The organism is Mycolicibacterium neoaurum ATCC 25795, assembly GCF_000691525.1.
Lineage (GTDB): Bacteria > Actinomycetota > Actinomycetes > Mycobacteriales > Mycobacteriaceae > Mycobacterium > Mycobacterium neoaurum.
Map to the genome: position 1 here is coordinate 595,198 of NZ_JMDW01000008.1, position 17,192 is coordinate 612,389.

Genomic DNA, 17,192 nt, shown 5'->3' on the forward strand with positions numbered 1-17,192 from the left:
ACCGGTCCTTGGGTTGGCAAGATGACAGCATGACGATTCCGCAGGTATGGGTGTCAACGACAACTCCGGATATCAACTACGACGGCCATGCGCCCGGGCAGCAATGGGAACTGGTGGGCTCTATCAGCAGCCGTGATGAATCGGATTTTTACACTTACATCCAGGTCGAGCTTGGACTTGGAAGCTCTGGCCGTGGCAGGCCTGAGTTCTATCTCGATGGTGATCCCGAGGCGGCCTGGGTTCAGGCTCAGGATCGAACTCCGTTCTGGATTGCGATCGACCCCTGGGGTGATGCGCGCGCAGCCATGCACCGCGTCGAGCCAACATATTTCATCGCCAGAGCGCAGATTGGGTATCTTGCGCGCCGTGCGCCTGAAACACAGGTAGGCCTGACGACGAAAGTCGTAAAGGTGCCGATTCAATTGAAGCGCGATGAAGGCCAATTGTTCGCAAAATGGGTACAGTCCGACACTGATTAGAACCGCGGAACGAAGTCGCTTAGATCATGTCTCGTGCGGGACGCGTTAGCGCAGCTGAAAACACGCGGCGAAAATCTACGGCCTGGACAACGCGGTACAGACCTGACAGATGTCGCTGGGTTCCCGCCAAAAGTCCAGTATCTTGCGAGGCGTGAGCAGCAACGGCCGGTCGTCGTGAGGCAGCAGATGTTCCCAGGTAGGACCGAAGGCCTAGCCAAAGTTGTCGCGATCCAGCTTGTGGCTGACAACCTGCACTATCTTCGAGTCCTCAATCTACTGACGGCGCACACACTGCGGCAGTCAGCACTCAGTGACGTCACCTCCGCCATCGCAGCGTTCGAGTCGATGTCCGGCGACGCGATTGCGGATACTAGCGATACCTACACTGCGTTCCCTATCGTGGAAGTGCCGTTCTATGAGCGCACATACACGGTGCTGCAGGGACTTACGGAAGATTCAGGCACTGTCATCCGGCACCTTCTTCCCTCGATCTTTGGCAGGTACCAACACCGATTCCCGGACACGTTCGTGCGGAATGTACGGGCAGCCACACGCCTCCTATTAGGGATGAGCGAACGCGCCGCGTTATTCGCCGGCCTCGAACTGTTTGAGAACGTGCCTCCGGAAAGCGGGCTCGTTCTGCCCGACCAGGAGCATCTAACGGCACTGGCGGAAGCCCTAGTGGTATTCGAATCCGACCTCTTCAGCGGTCTGCCAGGCGCCAAGGTTGCCTACCTGCAATCGAGTTTCTTTGCAGAACTGGAGACGCTGCCCGAGTGGAATGGCCGCGACGTCGACGAAGATCTCATTAGGAGGCCTTTCGTTCGCACAGGTGGGGGAAAAGTGCTGATCGCGGCACCGCACGAACTGATGTTGACCCTCCGAGACGCCATCGTCCGTGAAGCGACCGCCCACGAGTGTCATCCGTTGTTGCAAACAGCCTTGACTGCCCACGCTAAGAGATTAACGGGGCAGTTGTGCGACACACTGTTTGATGACACGCCAACGGCCAGTTCATCTCTAGGCCACACCATCTTGACTGGCGCACTTGACATCGACAAAACGCTAGAAATCCGGACCCATGTCCCAAGCCTGCGACCGTCAACGACGAGCGTGTTCGGCGACGTCCTGAGCCTGGCACCGCCGCCTGTCGAAGCTGGCCGGGATGAGCGCAAATTGCTGATCGACGTGATATGGCCATTGGGTCGCGACTGTCACATACTCACCCCCAATGAACCGCGACGCCTCTGCACAACGTTCGACGATCTCGAAACAATCCTGAAAGCGTCAGGTCATCAACAGTTGAGCCTCTGGTACTTCGCAGATGCGCTGGATCGCCTCGGGGACAGTGCCGAGACAATGCTCCACGGTGGGCTCGCCGATCTCTACGCCTACTACCGCGAGGGTAACGAGTCGTTCTACGCCGGCGACGATGTCCCCCCACCCACTGCACTGATCGTTGACTCAAGCGACGGCGACGTCTTGCGGCAGGAACATGAGAGACGGCACCGCCGGACATTCGTGAACATCGGAAACGTGGTTCACGAGTCCAATCTATGCCATGGCGAGTCGACCTCAGTCCGGGAGGTTCTCGCCTTGCCCCGCATCATCTTTTCAGCAGACTTCCCAGACTTCGTCGTCTGGATCGAGCTCGACGTGCCGTCACCAACAGATGCAGTCCGACTCCATTCGATCGCAGAAGCCTTTGCCTACTGGAGTTTTCATATCTACCGCGAACAACCAGGTCTGTTCTCAGCTTGGGAGCACGAAGTTCAAATCATGCTTGTCGAGACCGAATGGGACGGCGAAACGGACAGGCGCTGGATACGGCAGCGGGCTGCCATTGAGGGGAAAGACCTCACCTTCGAATTCCGGTCACCAACCCACTCCGACAAGGCAGCATCACCAAATGCGGTTGACCGAGAGCTACTTGCCGAGTTCCTCTCGGTGCTCAGAAGGGAGAATGGATCCGGGCAATCAGATAACCAGCCTGATCGGCTACTAGACATCCTGGCACCGCCCGGGGAACGCCGGATGATTCATGTCCTCCGGTCTGACGGCGACCCGATCGCCTGGCCAGGCGGCCTACCCTCAGCGCGGACCGTGGCCAAGCCACTCGTCGGCCACATTCTCGACGAGCTCGGCGCCCATCTCCGCCTGAATTGTAATCGCCCCGTCGGCGATATCCCTGTCGACGAACGGACTCGCGTCCTCAACGACGAGGTGGTTGTGTTCCTGCGCGACAGGCTGGCGCGGACGCTCGCTGAGTGCAACACCCGTCAACTTCTCCACCACTTAATCCGCGCGAACGAAGCACTTTTGTATCAACAACACACAGAACGCATCCAATACCCAGCACGGCTCGCTTGCTTCGGGCACGAGGCCCATGAAGTCCGCGAACTTGCACAGCGAATCAGTGAAATGACTACCGCGGCAGTATCATCGAGGTTTCTTATCGAATACTGCGCAACTCTTCAACCGACTGCAGGCAAGACTGCGACGAACGAGCATTACGACACAGTTCTTGCCATTGCGTCGGAGATAGTGCACAAAGGGTTCCTATCAGACGCTATCCATGCGGGCTTGTCCAACGCCGACCTGATGATCTTGGCTTCAGGGAGACTCGGTATCAGTCGCGACACCGACCGATGGGTGGCCGCCCTTCAAGGTTTACTTAGTGCCAACGCCCAATCGGCGCTGGATGACGCGACGAGGTCGGATAACCACGACACAAGCGACGACGACACCACGTCGGACTTGCCGACAGCGGATGGCCTCGCGACAATCGAGTGGGGCTTCTCGTTCTCCGAGATCACGCTATTTTCTCGTGAGTTGGTCACCATGTCTCTTGAGTCTGATCAACAAGACGTGGGAACCCTGATGGTAAGTGATGTGCACCAACGTCTATCGTCGACGCACACATGGTCTGACGAGAAAATATCGGCATTGCTTACTGAACTCACACTCACACGTGAAACCGACTTCTGGTCCCTGGGGCCCGAAGTATTTCCCTGGCGGTACAACAGAACCCACTCCTACTTGCGACGACCGCTCATCGTCTACACCGAAAACGGCAAGGACTTCGTAACTTTCGGCTACAGGAACCTACTCCGAACATCCTTCGAGATGCACGGACAGTACCTATCGGGTCGCCTGAAGGCACAGAGCTCAGAGATGAAGGCCGCCCTGAGCGTGGCCAAAGACCGCAAAGGAAACCGTTTTGAGGAGCGAGTCGTAGCAAACCTGCGCGTGTGGTGTTCAAACGTGCGTCGCAGAGTCCGGCGCTTCGGCCGGCACGATCTGCGAAAGATTAACGGCCGAAACCTCGGCGATATTGATGTCGTTGCCTTCGAAGCGGACACGGCAACGCTGTTCTTGATCGAAGCGAAGGCCCTCTTGGTGGCCCGCACCCCACGTGAGATGGCGAACGAGTTCGCAGCGCTCATCGAGGGACCCACCTCTGCTGCAGAACGCCTCCGCCTGCGTTCCGAATGGGTGACTGAAAATCTCGAAGACGTGCTGACAGAGTTGAGGATCCGAGCAGCAGCAGTGACTGTTCAGCCCTTGATCGTCATCGACACCGACCTCCTGTCCAAGAGGCTTGACTGCCCGTACCCAGTAGTCACCGCAGCGAGCCTGCAGGAGCCCTTCCGTGCCTAGAAACCCCAAGCGACCAAATGAAACGCCGACGGCCCAGACTCTGACCTGCGGACGGTCGAACAGGTGACACCAACCGCTGCAGGATGGGGAAACTTCGCAGCAGTCATCGAAGAGCTAGCTGACCGTATCTCGGATCCCGACGACTTCAGAGTCCTGCCGGGGTCTGCAATGGCAGGAGATGACCGCGCCGCCTATCCCTTCCCTGTAAGTGAAGCGGTCCGGCACATCATCAATGCCACAGTTGACCAACTCCATGGTCTAAAGGTTGCTGTCCACGATGCTCCGCAACAGCACCTCGCGGTCGGTTCCACACTGGCGCGAGCTGCTCTAGAGAACGCGGCGTCTGGGCTTTGGATTATCGGGCCAGATAGGCGGGACCGCCGTATAGAGCGTGTATTGCGCTGGCATGCAAGAAACTACCGTGATTTTGAGCTGTTTCTGAACAGCGCTGAACGTGATACCAGCGCCGAACTCGAGCGTAATGGTGCTGCTCTGCAACAAATCCGGTCCGTGGCGATGGCAAGAGGTATCAACCCCGACGTCGCGGCGAGCGGATTCAAAGTGACAACCCCACTCACCGGGTGCTCCGAGTTCACCGCAACGCCCGTCTACCGAGATTGGCAACTCGCTTCAGGCTTTGCCCATGGGCGCCCGTGGGCGTATCACGGCTTCTTAGAGCGGGAAACCCTTCAGACCTACAGCAGTCCGACCTACAAGCTGAGACCGCGTGAGGGCTTGACCAGCTATCTAGCGATGCGGTCGGCGGGTCTGCTCGTTGAGTTACTTCGTGTACGGGAGGACCGGTCGCGGGGAATCGATCCGCTGCAGTGAGCCGTTGGCGGCGGCAGGGCCGGGTCAAAAGTAGCCGTGTACGTCGGGTTATCTCGCGTCGGCGCGGGGTAGGCGTACCCACCAGCAAGGTCGACAGGACGGTTCTCGGCGTGCCAGCGGCAGGGGCGTCCGGGTTCTGGCGATCATTGACAAGCGCCCAATCGGTGGTCTGCACTCGGGGTGGCTATCGTCCCCCGAAGTCCGTCAGCGACCCACGGGAGTAGCGGCAAAGGTCAGGCGAGGTAGCGGGGCTCTCGTAGCACATGCGAGCAGTTCCGCGGTGACTCAGGCTGTCGATGGCGGGCGCGGCGTGGCGAACTGCATCGTAGACCGCCTCAGCAACCGGATCCTGAGCACGAAACCACCCACGGCCCGGTATGGACTGCATCTCCCCGATCCTGTCCTTGACCATAGCGCATACAATTGTCGGCAGGTGCACCTAAGGTGCATCTCTATGGACGGGACAGTATGACTATCGATCCACACACTCTTCGCCCAGCTGAGGACGTTCCATTGGGAGGCCTGCCCTCCGCAGATCCAGCCCTGCTCGGAAACGCTCCGCTCGAAGTAGCAGTGATCGAGGTCCGCTACACGGCCCGCGTCGGCGAAATCACGCCGGAGGTCGCCTTGGCGTTTCGGGACGACCTCGTCGAGAACACCGGAGTGGACTTCCCAAGCATTCAACCCACCGTTCAGCAGCAGATGAGGATCGACTTCGGGGCGAATGGCGTATCTCAGGTAGCAGCGGAATCGAGCGGGTGGCAAATCGTCTCCGCCGACGGCGCCCACGTCACGCTCATGCCCGACATCCTGATCATGCAGATCAACCGCTACGAGCGGTGGCGCACCAGCATGAAGGCTCCGTTGACCGTTCTGGTCGAATCCCTCGGTCGGCTAGTCAAGCCATCGTTGGTGCATCGCATCGGTCTGCGATACGTCGACCGCTTCCACGACAGTGGGTTCAAGTCCGTTGAAGCATGGCGTGGCCGGATCGACGACACTCTTTTGGGCCCCGTGCTCAACCCGGTCTTCGGCAGCAGCGTCCGAGGCGCTCAGCAGCAAGTCGAGATCCGGCTCGACGATCATCACGGCGCGCTACTTCGGCATGGTCCAGTACGCGATGAGTCGGGAAAGTGCGTGCAATATTTGCTGGATACGGACGTGTTCCGCCACTCCTCATTCACGTTCGACGTTCGCGAGGTCATCATCTCAGCGGAGCGCCTGAACCGCACTGCGTTGTCGCTTTTCCAGGCGTCAGTCACCGATACCTATCTGAAAGAGCTTCGGGAAGGGGGTGAGGAATGACGATCATGGAGCAGCAGCCGACCGGCTCCCGAGTGCTCCGGTCACCGTCTCAAGTCCGGGCACATAAGGACCTGTACCCAGCGCCATGTATGGATGACTTCTGGTCCAGCACATTTGTGGAGGTTAGTTCATCATCGCGGTTGCGGGACCTCGTCGCGCACTTCTCCGGGGCCCTCGATCCTTGCGGATGGGATCAGGTTCATGTCGCAGTCTATAAAAGCCTCGATGGTCACACGAACCTCCCAGACTCAGCGCTGTGGTTGACGGCCCCTTATACGTTTATCGACACGGTGCTGCCCGCCGAGCAGCGGGTCGATGAGACAGCTGACGTTCTCGATGCCTTCGAGCGAGTCCGAGCCGAGCTCGGCCTGACCCAGAAGGAGATGTTCGAGGCTACTGGTATCAACAAGCGGACATTCCACTCATGGGCGGAAAAGCCCGCCGGAAGCCGGCCCCGCGTCGCCAGCTTGGGCCGACTGTGGGAATTGGTGGACGCGGCTGACGACCTCCGCGGCACGTTGGACCAACCGCTGAAGAGGTGGCTGCGTGGCGACAAGAAGCGAACCGCTGCACTCGTCGACGGCCGTTTCGATGACCTTGTAGATCTGGCGGTGGACCGGACGCCATTCCCGCGGCGCGAGATCGGCACTTCGGTGCATGAGGGGATCGCCGATGACGTTGAGACACCGATCATCCGGACCGGTGTCCCGGTTGCAACCGAGTACGTCGAGGACGGGTTTGCCCGGTGAGTATTGATAGGCTCCTGCCGGAATCGTGGCCTTCGGAAACGCTCACCGCGCTGGAGCGGTGGCGCCAGGGGCACCTTCTTCCAATCGACCGTGGCGCTTGGATCGTTCCTGCGTGGGTAGATGACTCCGTGACGGGAGAACCCTCCGCTCACGGGGCGACGGGGGAGGTGCGTGCGCGCTCGGCGGCGTTAAGCGACACGGGCTTTGCAGCGGTTGTATCCCAGACTTGCGACATTGCCGGAGGCCCTGGAAGGCGCCATCCGCTTGTGCAGACCTGCCCAGTCCGCGACATCTCCGTATTTCCGCCGGACAAAATTGAGCAGATCAAGAATCTTGAAATCACCGACTACGTATGGCTTAGCGAGCCTCCAGTTGCCGGGGCAGCATGGGCAGTGGACCTGCGTGCGACCGTCCCGGTCAGCAAGGGGCTGCTCGCAGTGCAGGAACCGATTATTGGTTTCGCTTCAATCGAGCACGAGCTCATCCTTGGGCAGCGTCTTGCTAGCAAACTTGCCCGGCCTGCAGTGCATGACGCGTTGGCGGGCCCAGTGTTTGAGGCTCTACGAAAGTTGATTTCGAAGGCAAAGAAGTCGCACGACTGGTGCGATGAAGTAGAACAGCTCCGGTTAGAGGTCGTTGAGGGCAGCACACTATACCCAAAGCGTGTAAGACTCCTCGTGCTTACAGACCACCCCTTCCAGCCATTTGAAAAGAAGCCGCTTCGCGACGAATGGAAATCTCATCGCAAGCTGCTGAATACAGCCGGGATCAATTGGGAGCCAATCCATTTCCTCACCGTCGATAAGTGCCCCGTACGGCTATACCGAGCCTCGGTGCCCATCGAGGCACCGACGCTGGAGCGGGGCAGGTTCTCGTAGGTGAAGACTTGTCTCCAACGGTCGCCTCGGTTGGTCAGATCCGATGGAAACCCCGAGTACGAGCACTTCTGGGAAACGTCAATATCACGCAGATATAGGGACGACTTCCCTGTCGTCTGAAGGGCCTATTAGCAACTGTCGTTACTCGCGCCAACGCGTCGGGGTCGGGTCAGTGGATGTCACGTGACGATGCTGGGTGAGGGGCCTACCGCAGAGATCCGGATGTAGCAGCCAGCGATGTCAGCTGTGGTCGAGGAAATGACACAAATCTGAGACAGTTTGCAGTGACACGATGTGAGACAAATCTGAGTCGCCGCAGGTCACTCACTAGGCCATATGACAGTGGATCTGAGAATCTACATCAACAGTGGGGTGGAGATCGACTCCGTGTTCAGTCAGCAGCTCGTTCGAAGGATTGAGGCTGACAAGGTCTCAGCCGCTCCTTAAGGCCAAACCGTCCGTGCGAGCCAGATGGTGCGCCGCCCGCACGTGGGGTCTTCGACAGCGTGGGCGATGGGCGTGAAGCCGTTGTCGGCGAGCAGAGTGCGGTACTCGGCCGGGTCGAGGCTGGCGTGGTAAAGCGGTTCGCCTCGGTAATTGCCGATCTGCACGCCAGCTGATGGACCGGTGTTGAACATGAGCGCTGGACCAGGCGCTGCGTGTTGTGCAAAAATCGCGAACATGTGCCGTTGATGATGTGGCGAGAGATGAAACAGGCTGTCCCATGCGATGATTCCACCGTATCGGCCGTTGAGGTCCAGCGATCGCATATCGGCGATATCCCATCGATGGTCCGGGAAACGCTTCCTGGTCATCGTGATCATCTCGCTGGATGAGTCGACCCCGTGAAGCAGGCATCCCTGGTCGATCAGGTACTGGCTTATCGGCACTGCTGTCCCGCAGCCCACGTCGAGGACGGTGCGACGCTGAGCCGGTAGGCACGCCACGAATCGGTCCAGCCACGTGCGTTCGACCAGCCGGTCACCCCGGTCGCGCGCCCACGCCTCCGCGTGACTTTCGTACAGCTCGATCACCTGATCAGCGTCGGGATGCTCGTCTACCACACTGACCAGTATGGCCGGCTCGCGCCCATGCTCCGGCTGATCGGCTGGCGAAAAACCGCCAGATGGCGGATCGCGGGATCGGCACCCACGAGGCGACGATCGGCTGGTGACAACATGGTTCGACAAACCACCCATTACCGCACTCAGGACGCGCCATGCGTCCAGAGGCGGCCATATCAGTAGCGTCGGCGCGGCGCCGGTTCGGACACGGGTAAGTCGGCTGCTGGCCGTCGTCACCGTCGCGTGCGGGCTGCTGGCGTCCACTGCCGGAATGGCCAATGCAGAAGACATAAAGCCGAATCCGAGTTCCCCAGTTGCGGGACCGGTGGCCAAGGACGGTGTCCGCACCGCGAAGCCGGGAATCACCAACGGCGGAACGTCGAAAATTCGCGTAGCCGACTCCGGGAAGCCGGTGCTCCCGGTTGGCGGTGTGGTGCGGGAATCGCAGCGCGCGGTCCCTTCCATCAAGGGTGGCTCAGGGGCCTTCAGACCTGGCCCGTTCCGCCGGAGCCCAGCGCTCGGGAAATGGTAGAGAAGCGAGGCTGGGTTCCGGCACGCACCACGTTTGCTCAGCCCCCGGCGCGGTCTGCGTTCGCGTGGATGGCGTCGCGGCAGTACGCCGCCAAGCCCGGCAGGCCGAACGATTGGTCGTAGGTGGCAACGTAATTCGGGTCACTGACGTACTGATCGCCGAGATTGCGGTGGAAGGCCGGCGGGCAGTCGTAGAACCAGCGATTCACGTGGAGCCGGTGTTGCTCGGCGGCATCCATCGCTTCGTTCGAGTCTGCGGCGAGGCCGGCGCGGAAGGCGTCGGCCAATGTTTTCTCGACGGCCGTTCCTTCTGCCTTGATCTGAACCCATTCGGCCTTGCCGTAAGTCTTGGCGCGACGCTGTGATTCCTGCCACTGCGGGGTCTGGCCCCACTTCTGCTCGGCCTCGGCCTGGTAGTCGTCGAAGCCATCGCCGAACAGGTCGCGCATGTCATCGTCGGTCATGGGGGTATTCGTCATCGCTTTCTCCAATGCATGATCGATTGCCTTGATGAGGTCCCTCATCTCGTCGAGTTGGGACATGACGCGCTCGCGCTGCCGTTTCAGGTGGCTGAACTCGTTGCCGTCGGCCAACAGTCGAGCGATCTCGTCCAAGGACAGCCCGAGCCGGCGGTAGACGATGACCTGGGACAAGCGGGTCAGGTCACCCGGCGCATAGACCCGGTATCCCGAGGCTGTGCGCCGGGCCGGGGTCAACAACCCGATCCGGTCATAGTGGTGAAGCGTGCGGACCGTGATCCCGAACCGCTCCGCGACCTCACCGACGGTGAGTTCGTCCATCTGCACCTCCTGCGTCACGACCACGAGCTTGGCGCCTCACGTCGCGTAAGGGTCAAGTCTTCCGGGCCACCTGTGCCGCGCAACGCATGGCGCGGAGCAGCCGGGCGGACCGGTAAGGTAAGCCTTCGTTCAGAAGGGCCGGCGGGGCGGTCCGAATCGAGTCGAGACAGGGGATATCCGTGTCGTTGTACACCCGCGCGCTCAGTTTCTTCGCGGTCGCGCTGTTGACCGCAGGCGCGGCCACCGCGTGTGGCGCGTCGGAGACGGTGGAGAAGACGTCCGCCGACGCATCTGGTGAGGGACGCACCACCTACCCCCTGACAGTCGAGAACTGTGGGATGACGCAAACGTTCGACGCCATACCGTCGCGGGTCGTGTCGCTGGACCAGGGGTCGACGGAATTGCTCCTTTCGCTGGGGTTGGCCGATCGACTGGTGGGCACGGCCTCGTGGACCGACCCGGTGCTGGAGAATCTCGCGGAGGCGAATGCCGGAGTCACCCGGCTGGCCGACAACGCCCCCACCTATGAGGCGGTCATGGGCACCAACCCGGATTTCGTCACCGCGTCGTTCGGGCGCCACCTCAAGGAGCAGGGCGGCGTCGCAACCCGGGAACGTTTCGCCGAGACCGACATCGATACCTACCTGTCGCCCACCGATTGCGAAGGGGGAGTATCCATCAACGGCGGAGGTAAGCGCTCGACGCCCCTGACCATGGACTCGCTCTACCAGGAGATCACCGAGCTGGCCGCCGTCTTCGACGTGCCGAGTCGCGGTGAGCGGTTGGTTGACGAGCTCAAACAGCGGGTTGCCGATGCCGTCGCCAAAGCGGCGGACTCGAACCGGACGGTCGCGTTTTGGTTCGCCGACACCAAGACCCCTTATATCGGCGGTGGCATGGGGGCGACGAACCTGATCGCGCAGACGGTCGGCGCGCAGAATCCGTTCCGGGACATCAAGGATGACTGGAGCCCACTGACGTGGACATCGTTGGTGGAGCGCAACCCCCAGGTACTCGTTCTCGGCGACCTCGCCCGCAATCGCTTCCCCGGCGACCGCCTCGCTGACAAGAAACAGTTCCTCGCCACGGATCCGGTCACCGCCGTGCTCCCGGCCGTCGCCGGTGAGCAGTACGTCGCGTTGCATGGCGCCGAGATGAATCCGTCGATCCGCATCGTCGACGGCATCGAGAAGCTGGCCGGCTGGCTCGCGGCAAACCCGCAGTAGCCCTCCGTACCATGGACTTTCGTACCCTTGTCGATCGTCGACCCGGCCTGGCGACAACCGCATTGCTCATCCTCGGCGCGGGCCTGCTGCTCTTCTCGATGCTGGCCGCCGTCTCCCTTGGCGGGGAGGGGATCAGCCTTGTCAATATTCGGGACATCCTGGGCAACCACCTCCGGCTGACCGATATCGACGTCATGGCCTATAAGGACGTGATCGTCTGGCAAGACAGGGTGCCTCGCACGGTGGTCGCTGCCGCCGTCGGCGCCGGGCTGGCCATCTGCGGCGTGATCCTGCAGTCGCTGCTGCGTAATCCGCTCGCCGACCCCTTCCTGCTCGGCATCTCGTCGGGAGCATCCACCGGCGCCGTCGTGATCGGGATCCTCGGCCTCGGCGGTTCGGTCATCGGCCTCTCGGGCGGCGCTTTCGTCGGGGCGCTGGTGTCATTCGGTACCGTGCTGCTGCTGGCCCAACTCGCCGGCGGTAGTACCGACCGGGTCATCCTTGCCGGCATCGCGATGACGCAATTGTTCTCTGCACTCACGTCATTCGTGATCTTCGCCTTTGCCGACTCCGACGAGACCCGCGGAGTGCTCTTCTGGCTGCTCGGATCCCTCGAGGGTGTCCGCTGGGACGATGCCTGGTTGACCGCAGCGGTCACCGTGGTGGGCCTCGCGTGCTGTTGGGCCGCGGCGAGAGCGTTGGACGCGTTCAGCTTCGGTGACGAGGTCGCCGCATCGCTGGGGATCTCGGTGACGCAGGTGCGCGGTGGTCTTCTGGTGCTGACGGCGGTGGTCACCGCCGCATTGGTCAGCGTCGCCGGCGCGGTCGGATTCGTCGGACTGGTGCTTCCGCACGCGGCCCGGTTTCTGGTCGGACCGGGACATACGCGTCTCGTACCTGTCAGCGCGCTGCTGGGGGCGATCTTCCTGGTCTGGGTGGATGCCCTGTCGCGGGTGGCGTTCCACCCCACACCGCTTCCGCTGGGCGTCGGTACGGCACTGATCGGTGTTCCCGCCTTCGTGGCGATCATGTTCTCCCGAAAGGGCCGAGCATGACGCTGCACGCAGACCGGGTGAGCTGGGACCGCGGCGGCACCCTCGTCGTGGATGGGGTCAGCGTGCGCCCGGAGCAGGGGCACACGGTGGGATTACTCGGGCCCAACGGTTCGGGCAAGTCGTCGCTGCTGCGGTTGCTCTCCGGATATGTGACCCCGACCTCCGGTGTGGTCGAACTCGACGGACAGGACATCGCGGGCCTGCGTCGCCGCACGGTCGCCCGCCGGGTTGCGGTGGTGGCACAGCAGGTCGACACCGATGTCGACCTGACCATCGGTGCGATCGTCCGGTTGGGCAGGCTGCCGCATCGGGGCACCTTCGGTGCCGACCGGGCGGTTGATGACGCGGCCGTCGCCGCCGCATTGGCGCAGACGGGTCTTACCGAGATGGCGGATCGGCTGTGGCACAAGCTTTCCGGCGGTGAGAGGCAACGTGTGCAGATCGCCCGGGCCCTGGCCCAGGAGCCCCGCGAACTGCTGCTCGACGAGCCGACCAACCACCTCGACATCCACCATCAGCTCGAGTTGATGTCCCTGATCGCCCGGTTGCCGGTCACCTCCATCGTCGCGATCCACGATCTCAACCTCGCGGCGATGTTCTGCGACCACCTCATGGTGCTGCAGAACGGTCGTGTCGTCGCGGCGGGCACCCCGCGAGAAGTGCTGACCGCCGAACTCATCGGCGAGGTGTATCGAGTCCGTGCCCATGTCATCCAGACCCCGACGGGATTGAACATCCAGTTCCTGCCGAATGACCACGGCGTATCGGAATGACCGGTGCCGCCGCACGGCGAACGGGTTTGATCGGGGAGTTCGTCCGAGCGAGCCCGGCGGTCCGGTTGCTCGTTCTTACCCAACTCGCCTTCAACGTCGGATTCTTCATGGTGTTGCCTTACCTGTCGGTGCACCTCAGTTCCGATCTCGGACAGGCCACCGCCGTGGTGGGGGTGGTGCTCGGATTGCGGACCGCTTCCCAGCAGGGCATGTTCTTCATCGGTGGCGCGATCGCCGATCGCATCGGCACCAAACCGGCCACGCTGACCGGTTGCGCGATCCGGGTGGCGGGCCTGCTCACGCTGGGCCTGAGCACATCACTGACCGGTGCCGCGATCGGTGCGGTTCTCACCGGGTTTGCGGCCGCCCTGTTCTCACCGGCAGTCGAGGCGGCGCTGGCGCGCGCCTCGGCAGCACCCGACGATCCCGACCGCGTGTCGACGTCCCGGTTGGATGCGTTCGCGCTGTTCAACGCGTTCGGGCAGATCGGCGCTTTCACCGGTCCGCTCATCGGCGCACTGCTCCTCGACGTGAATTTCGCGACCGTTGCGGTGACCGGCGCGGTGGTGTTCGTCGTGATCGGTTTGGCGCATCTGCGCTGGCTGCCCGACGAACGCCCATCACCGATAGATCGGGCCGTCCTGCACGGTTTCGCCAGCATCATCCGAAACCGCGCGTTCCTCTGGTTCGCCACCGTATTGGCCGTACAACTGGTCGCCTACAACCAGCTCTACCTGCTCTTGCCACTCGAACTCGACCGCGGGTGGGGTGATCAGCAGCCCCTGGGTGTTCTGCTGGCGTTGTCCTCGGTCGTCGTGGTCGTCGCACAACTGAGGGTCGCGGCCTGGACGAGCCGCCGTCCGGTCGGTCGCGCGCTGCGGACCGGCCTGCTCCTGACCGCGGTCGGGGCCCTGTCGGCGGGCGCCGCGGCAGCGGTCGGTGGACCTCCCGCCGTAATGGCCGGGACCGCGGCCTTCGTGCTGTTTATGGCACTGGGCCAGATGATCATCTCTCCCGCCGCGCGTGCCGCGATCCCGGGCTTCGCGGGGGAACAGCATCTGGGGTCCTACTACGGGATGTACGCATCCATCGGCGGAATCCTGGTGTTGCCCGCCTCGGCGGCGCTCGGCGCCGTCGTCGACGCGGTACCCGATACCGGGGCGGGCCGCGCAGCACCATGGTTGGCAACGGCGCTGGTGCTGACAGTGGCCGCCACCCTCGTACAGCGGATAACCGGTCGCCCATCGGCGCCCTGATTGTGCGCGGTCCGGCAATCGGTAGTGCTAGCCGGTAAAACCCGTGACCGCCAGCGGCAGTGACACACGCACATCGAGTTGGGAGAATTCGGTGATGGGGAGCAGCGCGCACGATCCGCTCTTTCGTTGGCGTGACAATCCGGTCACCCGACGATCGCTGTTGGCCGGGCTCGGCGCCGTCGGCGTCTTCGCCGCGGTCGATCTCGGCAGTATCGCGGTGGCGAAGGGTTGGATCGGTCGGGGTGCCTCGCTCACCCGGCAGTCGTTCATCGACGGTTTTGTCTCGGTGTACGGCAGGCACCCCGGATTCCGCCGCAACCATGCGAAGGGCCTCGCACTGACCGGCTATTTCGACAGCAACGGTCGCGGTGCGGAATTGTCCACAGCGCAAGTGTTCACGGCCGGACGTACCCCGGTTGTCGGCAGGTTTTCCCTCGCGGGCGGTAATCCGTTCGGTGCCGACACCCCGGGTGCCGCCCGCGGCCTGGGCCTCGCCTTCGGTTTTCCCGGGGGTGAGCAGTGGCGTACCGCGATGCTGAACACCGCCGTGTTCCCGGACAATTCGCCGCAGGGCTTCTACGACCGGCTTCTCGCGTCGAAACCGCAGCCCGACACCGGCAAGCCCGATCCCGAGGCCATGAAGCGGTTCTACGCGGCACATCCCGAGACCGTGGCCGCCACCGCGGTCAACAAGCAGAACCCGCCGACCACAGGCTTCGCCGACAGCATCTTCTTCAGCCTGAACGCCTTCATGTTCGTCGATGCCGCGGGGAAGCGCACACCGGTGCGTTGGTCACTACATCCTGACCAATCCGCGCTACCGCCCGGGCGCGGGGACAACGGACTGTTCGATGCGGCCGCGCGACAGCTCCGGTCGGGGCCCCTGCGCTGGCGGCTGTTGCTGATCATCGGTGAGCCCGGTGATCCGACCGACGATGCCACCCTGCCCTGGCCCGCCGAACGCCGGTCCATCGAGGCAGGCACGGTCACGCTCACCGGCGCATCGACCGAGGCGCCGGGCAACGCCCGCGATGTGAACTTCGATCCGTTGGTGCTGCCGGACGGTATCGAACCATCCGATGACCCGCTGCTGAGTGCACGATCGGCGGTATACGCCGCCTCCTACCGCGCCCGTGCCGGTGAGGCGTATTCGACCCCGGCCGTCGTCGTCACGGCGGACCGACCGTGAGCGCGCCCGTGCGACACCGGTTGCGCACCCGGGTTCTGCACTGGGTGACAGCGGTTCTCGTGTTCGCCACCCTGTTGATCGGTTTCGCCATGACGGCCCTGCTCGGCCCGTACTCGGCGTTGCTGGCCGTGCACATGACGCTGGGTGCGGTGATCCTGGTGATCGTCGCGGCGCGCATCGCGAACCGGTTCACCCACCGGGCGCCGGCACTGCCGAACACGGTGCCTCCGGCGGAACGGGTGCTGGTGTTCGGTTCGGAGATCGCGATGTACATGGTGCTCGTCTGCCAACCGCTCGTCGGTTGGGCGATGGTATCTGCATCCGGTCGCCCGGTCGTGCTGTTCGGCAGCTGGCGTCTGCCGAGAATCGCGCCATTCGACGCCGATCTGTATTCGATTCTGCGACAGACTCATTCCGTGCTGGCCTATACGCTGGTGGTGTTGATCGCCGCGCATGTCAGCGCGGTACTGTTGCACACGCTGACGCTGCGCGACGGAATGCTGAAGCGGATGACGTTCTAGGCGTCATGCCGGGATACCGCTCGGCTTCGAAGCGTCGACAAAACTGTCGAGGGACTGCCCCTCAGTTTGGTTGACTCGTTGATGTGCTCTGGGGTATCTCCATCGTCTTGACGAGTGCAGTGGTGTGACACACAGGTGGTGTGTCGTGTTGCATGAAGGTCAATCCGATCGAGTCGGCGGAGGGTTGTCAGTGACCGCTCGACTGTGTCCGCTGTGTCCTTTGGTGGAGCAGGGGGAGGGCGAGCTCGAACGCTCGGTCGGCCCGGGCGCGGTCTCCCGAGATGAGCAGGTCGAGCTGAAGCCCGCGGATCTGGGCGAGGAGGAGGGTCGCCAGGGCTGACGCGTCTTCGGGTGTCCACCCATCCCGCTTGAGCCACCCGGCGATGAAATCGACGTCGTCGAGTATCGGTCGCCGCAGTTCACTCGCGTCGCTGGACTGCCACCCTTTGCCTGCGACAATTTCGAACAAGAGCAGGAACTGCCGCTGCGCCTTCGGCTCACACAGCCGCCGCCACGTGATCCTCAGCAGTTGTGCTGTCGACCCGGCTGTGTCGAGTTCGCTGTCGGCGTATACCTGTGCGAACAGATCGGCGCGGACCTTGTCTACGACGGCGTTGATGAGCTCGTCTTTGGACGAGAAGTGGCGCAGCAGGGTCGCATGAGTTACCCCCAACGCCTGGGCTACCGGGCGCAGCGACAGGTTTGCGATGCCGTGGTCGAGGACGTATTCGGTTGCGGCGTCGAGCAACTCCGGCCTCCGGTGTTGAAACCGAAGGGTCCGTCCGTCCACACGCTCGGTCGTCATCAGCTGTTGTCCTCACTTCGGATGCCGTGGTCAACTTAGCGTACCATTCGGTTGTCGTAACCGAGTGGTA

At 62.5% G+C, this 17,192-nt stretch carries 15 protein-coding genes; 12 read left to right on the forward strand and 3 right to left on the reverse strand.

The features are described from left to right. Positions 1-29 precede the first annotated feature (29 nt). From IC40_RS0110320 to IC40_RS0110340, 6 genes are all read left to right on the forward strand, one after another. Positions 30-479 (forward strand): hypothetical protein, encoded by a 450-nt coding sequence (locus IC40_RS0110320; protein ID WP_138158156.1) that lies wholly within the window; start codon positions 30-32, stop codon positions 477-479. Positions 480-716: 237 nt separating this feature from the next. Then, positions 717-4,139, forward strand: coding sequence for an anti-phage protein Upx-like protein (locus IC40_RS0110325; protein WP_138158155.1), 3,423 nt, complete (start codon positions 717-719; stop codon positions 4,137-4,139). Positions 4,140-4,202: 63 nt separating this feature from the next. Next, the gene (locus tag IC40_RS27825) at positions 4,203-4,970 is read left to right on the forward strand and encodes a hypothetical protein (RefSeq protein WP_138158154.1); all 768 of its coding nucleotides are present in this window, start codon (positions 4,203-4,205) and stop codon (positions 4,968-4,970) included. Between the two features lie 468 nt (positions 4,971-5,438). After that, complete coding sequence (locus IC40_RS0110330) at positions 5,439-6,275, forward strand: TIGR04255 family protein (RefSeq protein WP_138158153.1); 837 nt, start codon at positions 5,439-5,441, stop codon at positions 6,273-6,275. 89 nt (positions 6,276-6,364) lie between these two features. Beyond that, complete coding sequence (locus tag IC40_RS0110335; protein ID WP_138158152.1) at positions 6,365-7,024, forward strand: helix-turn-helix domain-containing protein; 660 nt, start codon at positions 6,365-6,367, stop codon at positions 7,022-7,024. After that, complete coding sequence (locus tag IC40_RS0110340) at positions 7,021-7,902, forward strand: hypothetical protein (protein ID WP_138158151.1); 882 nt, start codon at positions 7,021-7,023, stop codon at positions 7,900-7,902. The genes IC40_RS0110335 and IC40_RS0110340 overlap by 4 nt, the downstream gene beginning before the upstream one ends. 443 nt (positions 7,903-8,345) lie before the next feature. Here the strand turns inward: IC40_RS0110340 and IC40_RS0110350 are convergent, their stop codons facing one another. Further along, positions 8,346-9,257 (reverse strand): class I SAM-dependent DNA methyltransferase, encoded by a 912-nt coding sequence (locus tag IC40_RS0110350; RefSeq protein ID WP_199900936.1) that lies wholly within the window; start codon positions 9,255-9,257, stop codon positions 8,346-8,348. A 278-nt stretch (positions 9,258-9,535) separates the two neighbouring features. Further along, on the reverse strand, positions 9,536-10,297 hold the full coding sequence (locus IC40_RS0110355; protein WP_030134640.1) for a MerR family transcriptional regulator: 762 nt from the start codon (positions 10,295-10,297) through the stop codon (positions 9,536-9,538). Positions 10,298-10,476: 179 nt separating this feature from the next. Between IC40_RS0110355 and IC40_RS0110360 the strand changes: the two genes are divergently transcribed. From IC40_RS0110360 to IC40_RS0110385, 6 genes are all read left to right on the forward strand, one after another. Then, the gene (locus tag IC40_RS0110360; RefSeq protein ID WP_030134641.1) at positions 10,477-11,523 is read left to right on the forward strand and encodes an ABC transporter substrate-binding protein; all 1,047 of its coding nucleotides are present in this window, start codon (positions 10,477-10,479) and stop codon (positions 11,521-11,523) included. 11 nt (positions 11,524-11,534) lie between these two features. Further along, positions 11,535-12,578 (forward strand): FecCD family ABC transporter permease, encoded by a 1,044-nt coding sequence (locus IC40_RS0110365; protein WP_030134642.1) that lies wholly within the window; start codon positions 11,535-11,537, stop codon positions 12,576-12,578. After that, on the forward strand, positions 12,575-13,351 hold the full coding sequence (locus IC40_RS0110370) for an ABC transporter ATP-binding protein (RefSeq protein ID WP_030134643.1): 777 nt from the start codon (positions 12,575-12,577) through the stop codon (positions 13,349-13,351). The genes IC40_RS0110365 and IC40_RS0110370 overlap by 4 nt, the downstream gene beginning before the upstream one ends. After that, the gene (locus tag IC40_RS0110375) at positions 13,348-14,607 is read left to right on the forward strand and encodes an MFS transporter (RefSeq protein ID WP_036469690.1); all 1,260 of its coding nucleotides are present in this window, start codon (positions 13,348-13,350) and stop codon (positions 14,605-14,607) included. Before IC40_RS0110370 ends, IC40_RS0110375 begins: the two co-directional genes overlap by 4 nt. Positions 14,608-14,701: 94 nt before the next feature. Next, on the forward strand, positions 14,702-15,796 hold the full coding sequence (locus IC40_RS0110380; protein ID WP_030134645.1) for a catalase family peroxidase: 1,095 nt from the start codon (positions 14,702-14,704) through the stop codon (positions 15,794-15,796). Further along, the gene (locus IC40_RS0110385) at positions 15,793-16,317 is read left to right on the forward strand and encodes a cytochrome b (RefSeq protein WP_081843389.1); all 525 of its coding nucleotides are present in this window, start codon (positions 15,793-15,795) and stop codon (positions 16,315-16,317) included. Before IC40_RS0110380 ends, IC40_RS0110385 begins: the two co-directional genes overlap by 4 nt. A gap of 187 nt (positions 16,318-16,504) precedes the next feature. On the opposite strand, the gene IC40_RS0110390 is transcribed toward IC40_RS0110385, so the two are convergent. Continuing rightward, positions 16,505-17,122, reverse strand: a complete 618-nt coding sequence (locus IC40_RS0110390; protein WP_030134647.1) for a TetR/AcrR family transcriptional regulator — start codon at positions 17,120-17,122, stop codon at positions 16,505-16,507. Positions 17,123-17,192 lie beyond the last annotated feature (70 nt).

Bases quoted from the DNA above. Each gene is read 5' to 3' on its own strand.
- IC40_RS0110365 (WP_030134642.1), top strand. From the start codon at position 11,535: ATGGACTTTCGTACCCTTGTCGATCGTCGACCCGGCCTGGCGACAACC.
- IC40_RS0110370 (WP_030134643.1), top strand. From the start codon at position 12,575: ATGACGCTGCACGCAGACCGGGTGAGCTGGGACCGCGGCGGCACCCTC.
- IC40_RS0110375 (WP_036469690.1), top strand. From the start codon at position 13,348: ATGACCGGTGCCGCCGCACGGCGAACGGGTTTGATCGGGGAGTTCGTC.
- IC40_RS0110330 (WP_138158153.1), top strand. From the start codon at position 5,439: ATGACTATCGATCCACACACTCTTCGCCCAGCTGAGGACGTTCCATTG.
- IC40_RS0110390 (WP_030134647.1), bottom strand. From the start codon at position 17,122: ATGACGACCGAGCGTGTGGACGGACGGACCCTTCGGTTTCAACACCGG.
- IC40_RS0110320 (WP_138158156.1), top strand. From the start codon at position 30: ATGACGATTCCGCAGGTATGGGTGTCAACGACAACTCCGGATATCAAC.
- IC40_RS0110380 (WP_030134645.1), top strand. From the start codon at position 14,702: ATGGGGAGCAGCGCGCACGATCCGCTCTTTCGTTGGCGTGACAATCCG.
- IC40_RS0110350 (WP_199900936.1), bottom strand. From the start codon at position 9,257: ATGTCTTCTGCATTGGCCATTCCGGCAGTGGACGCCAGCAGCCCGCAC.
- IC40_RS0110335 (WP_138158152.1), top strand. From the start codon at position 6,365: ATGGATGACTTCTGGTCCAGCACATTTGTGGAGGTTAGTTCATCATCG.
- IC40_RS0110355 (WP_030134640.1), bottom strand. From the start codon at position 10,297: ATGGACGAACTCACCGTCGGTGAGGTCGCGGAGCGGTTCGGGATCACG.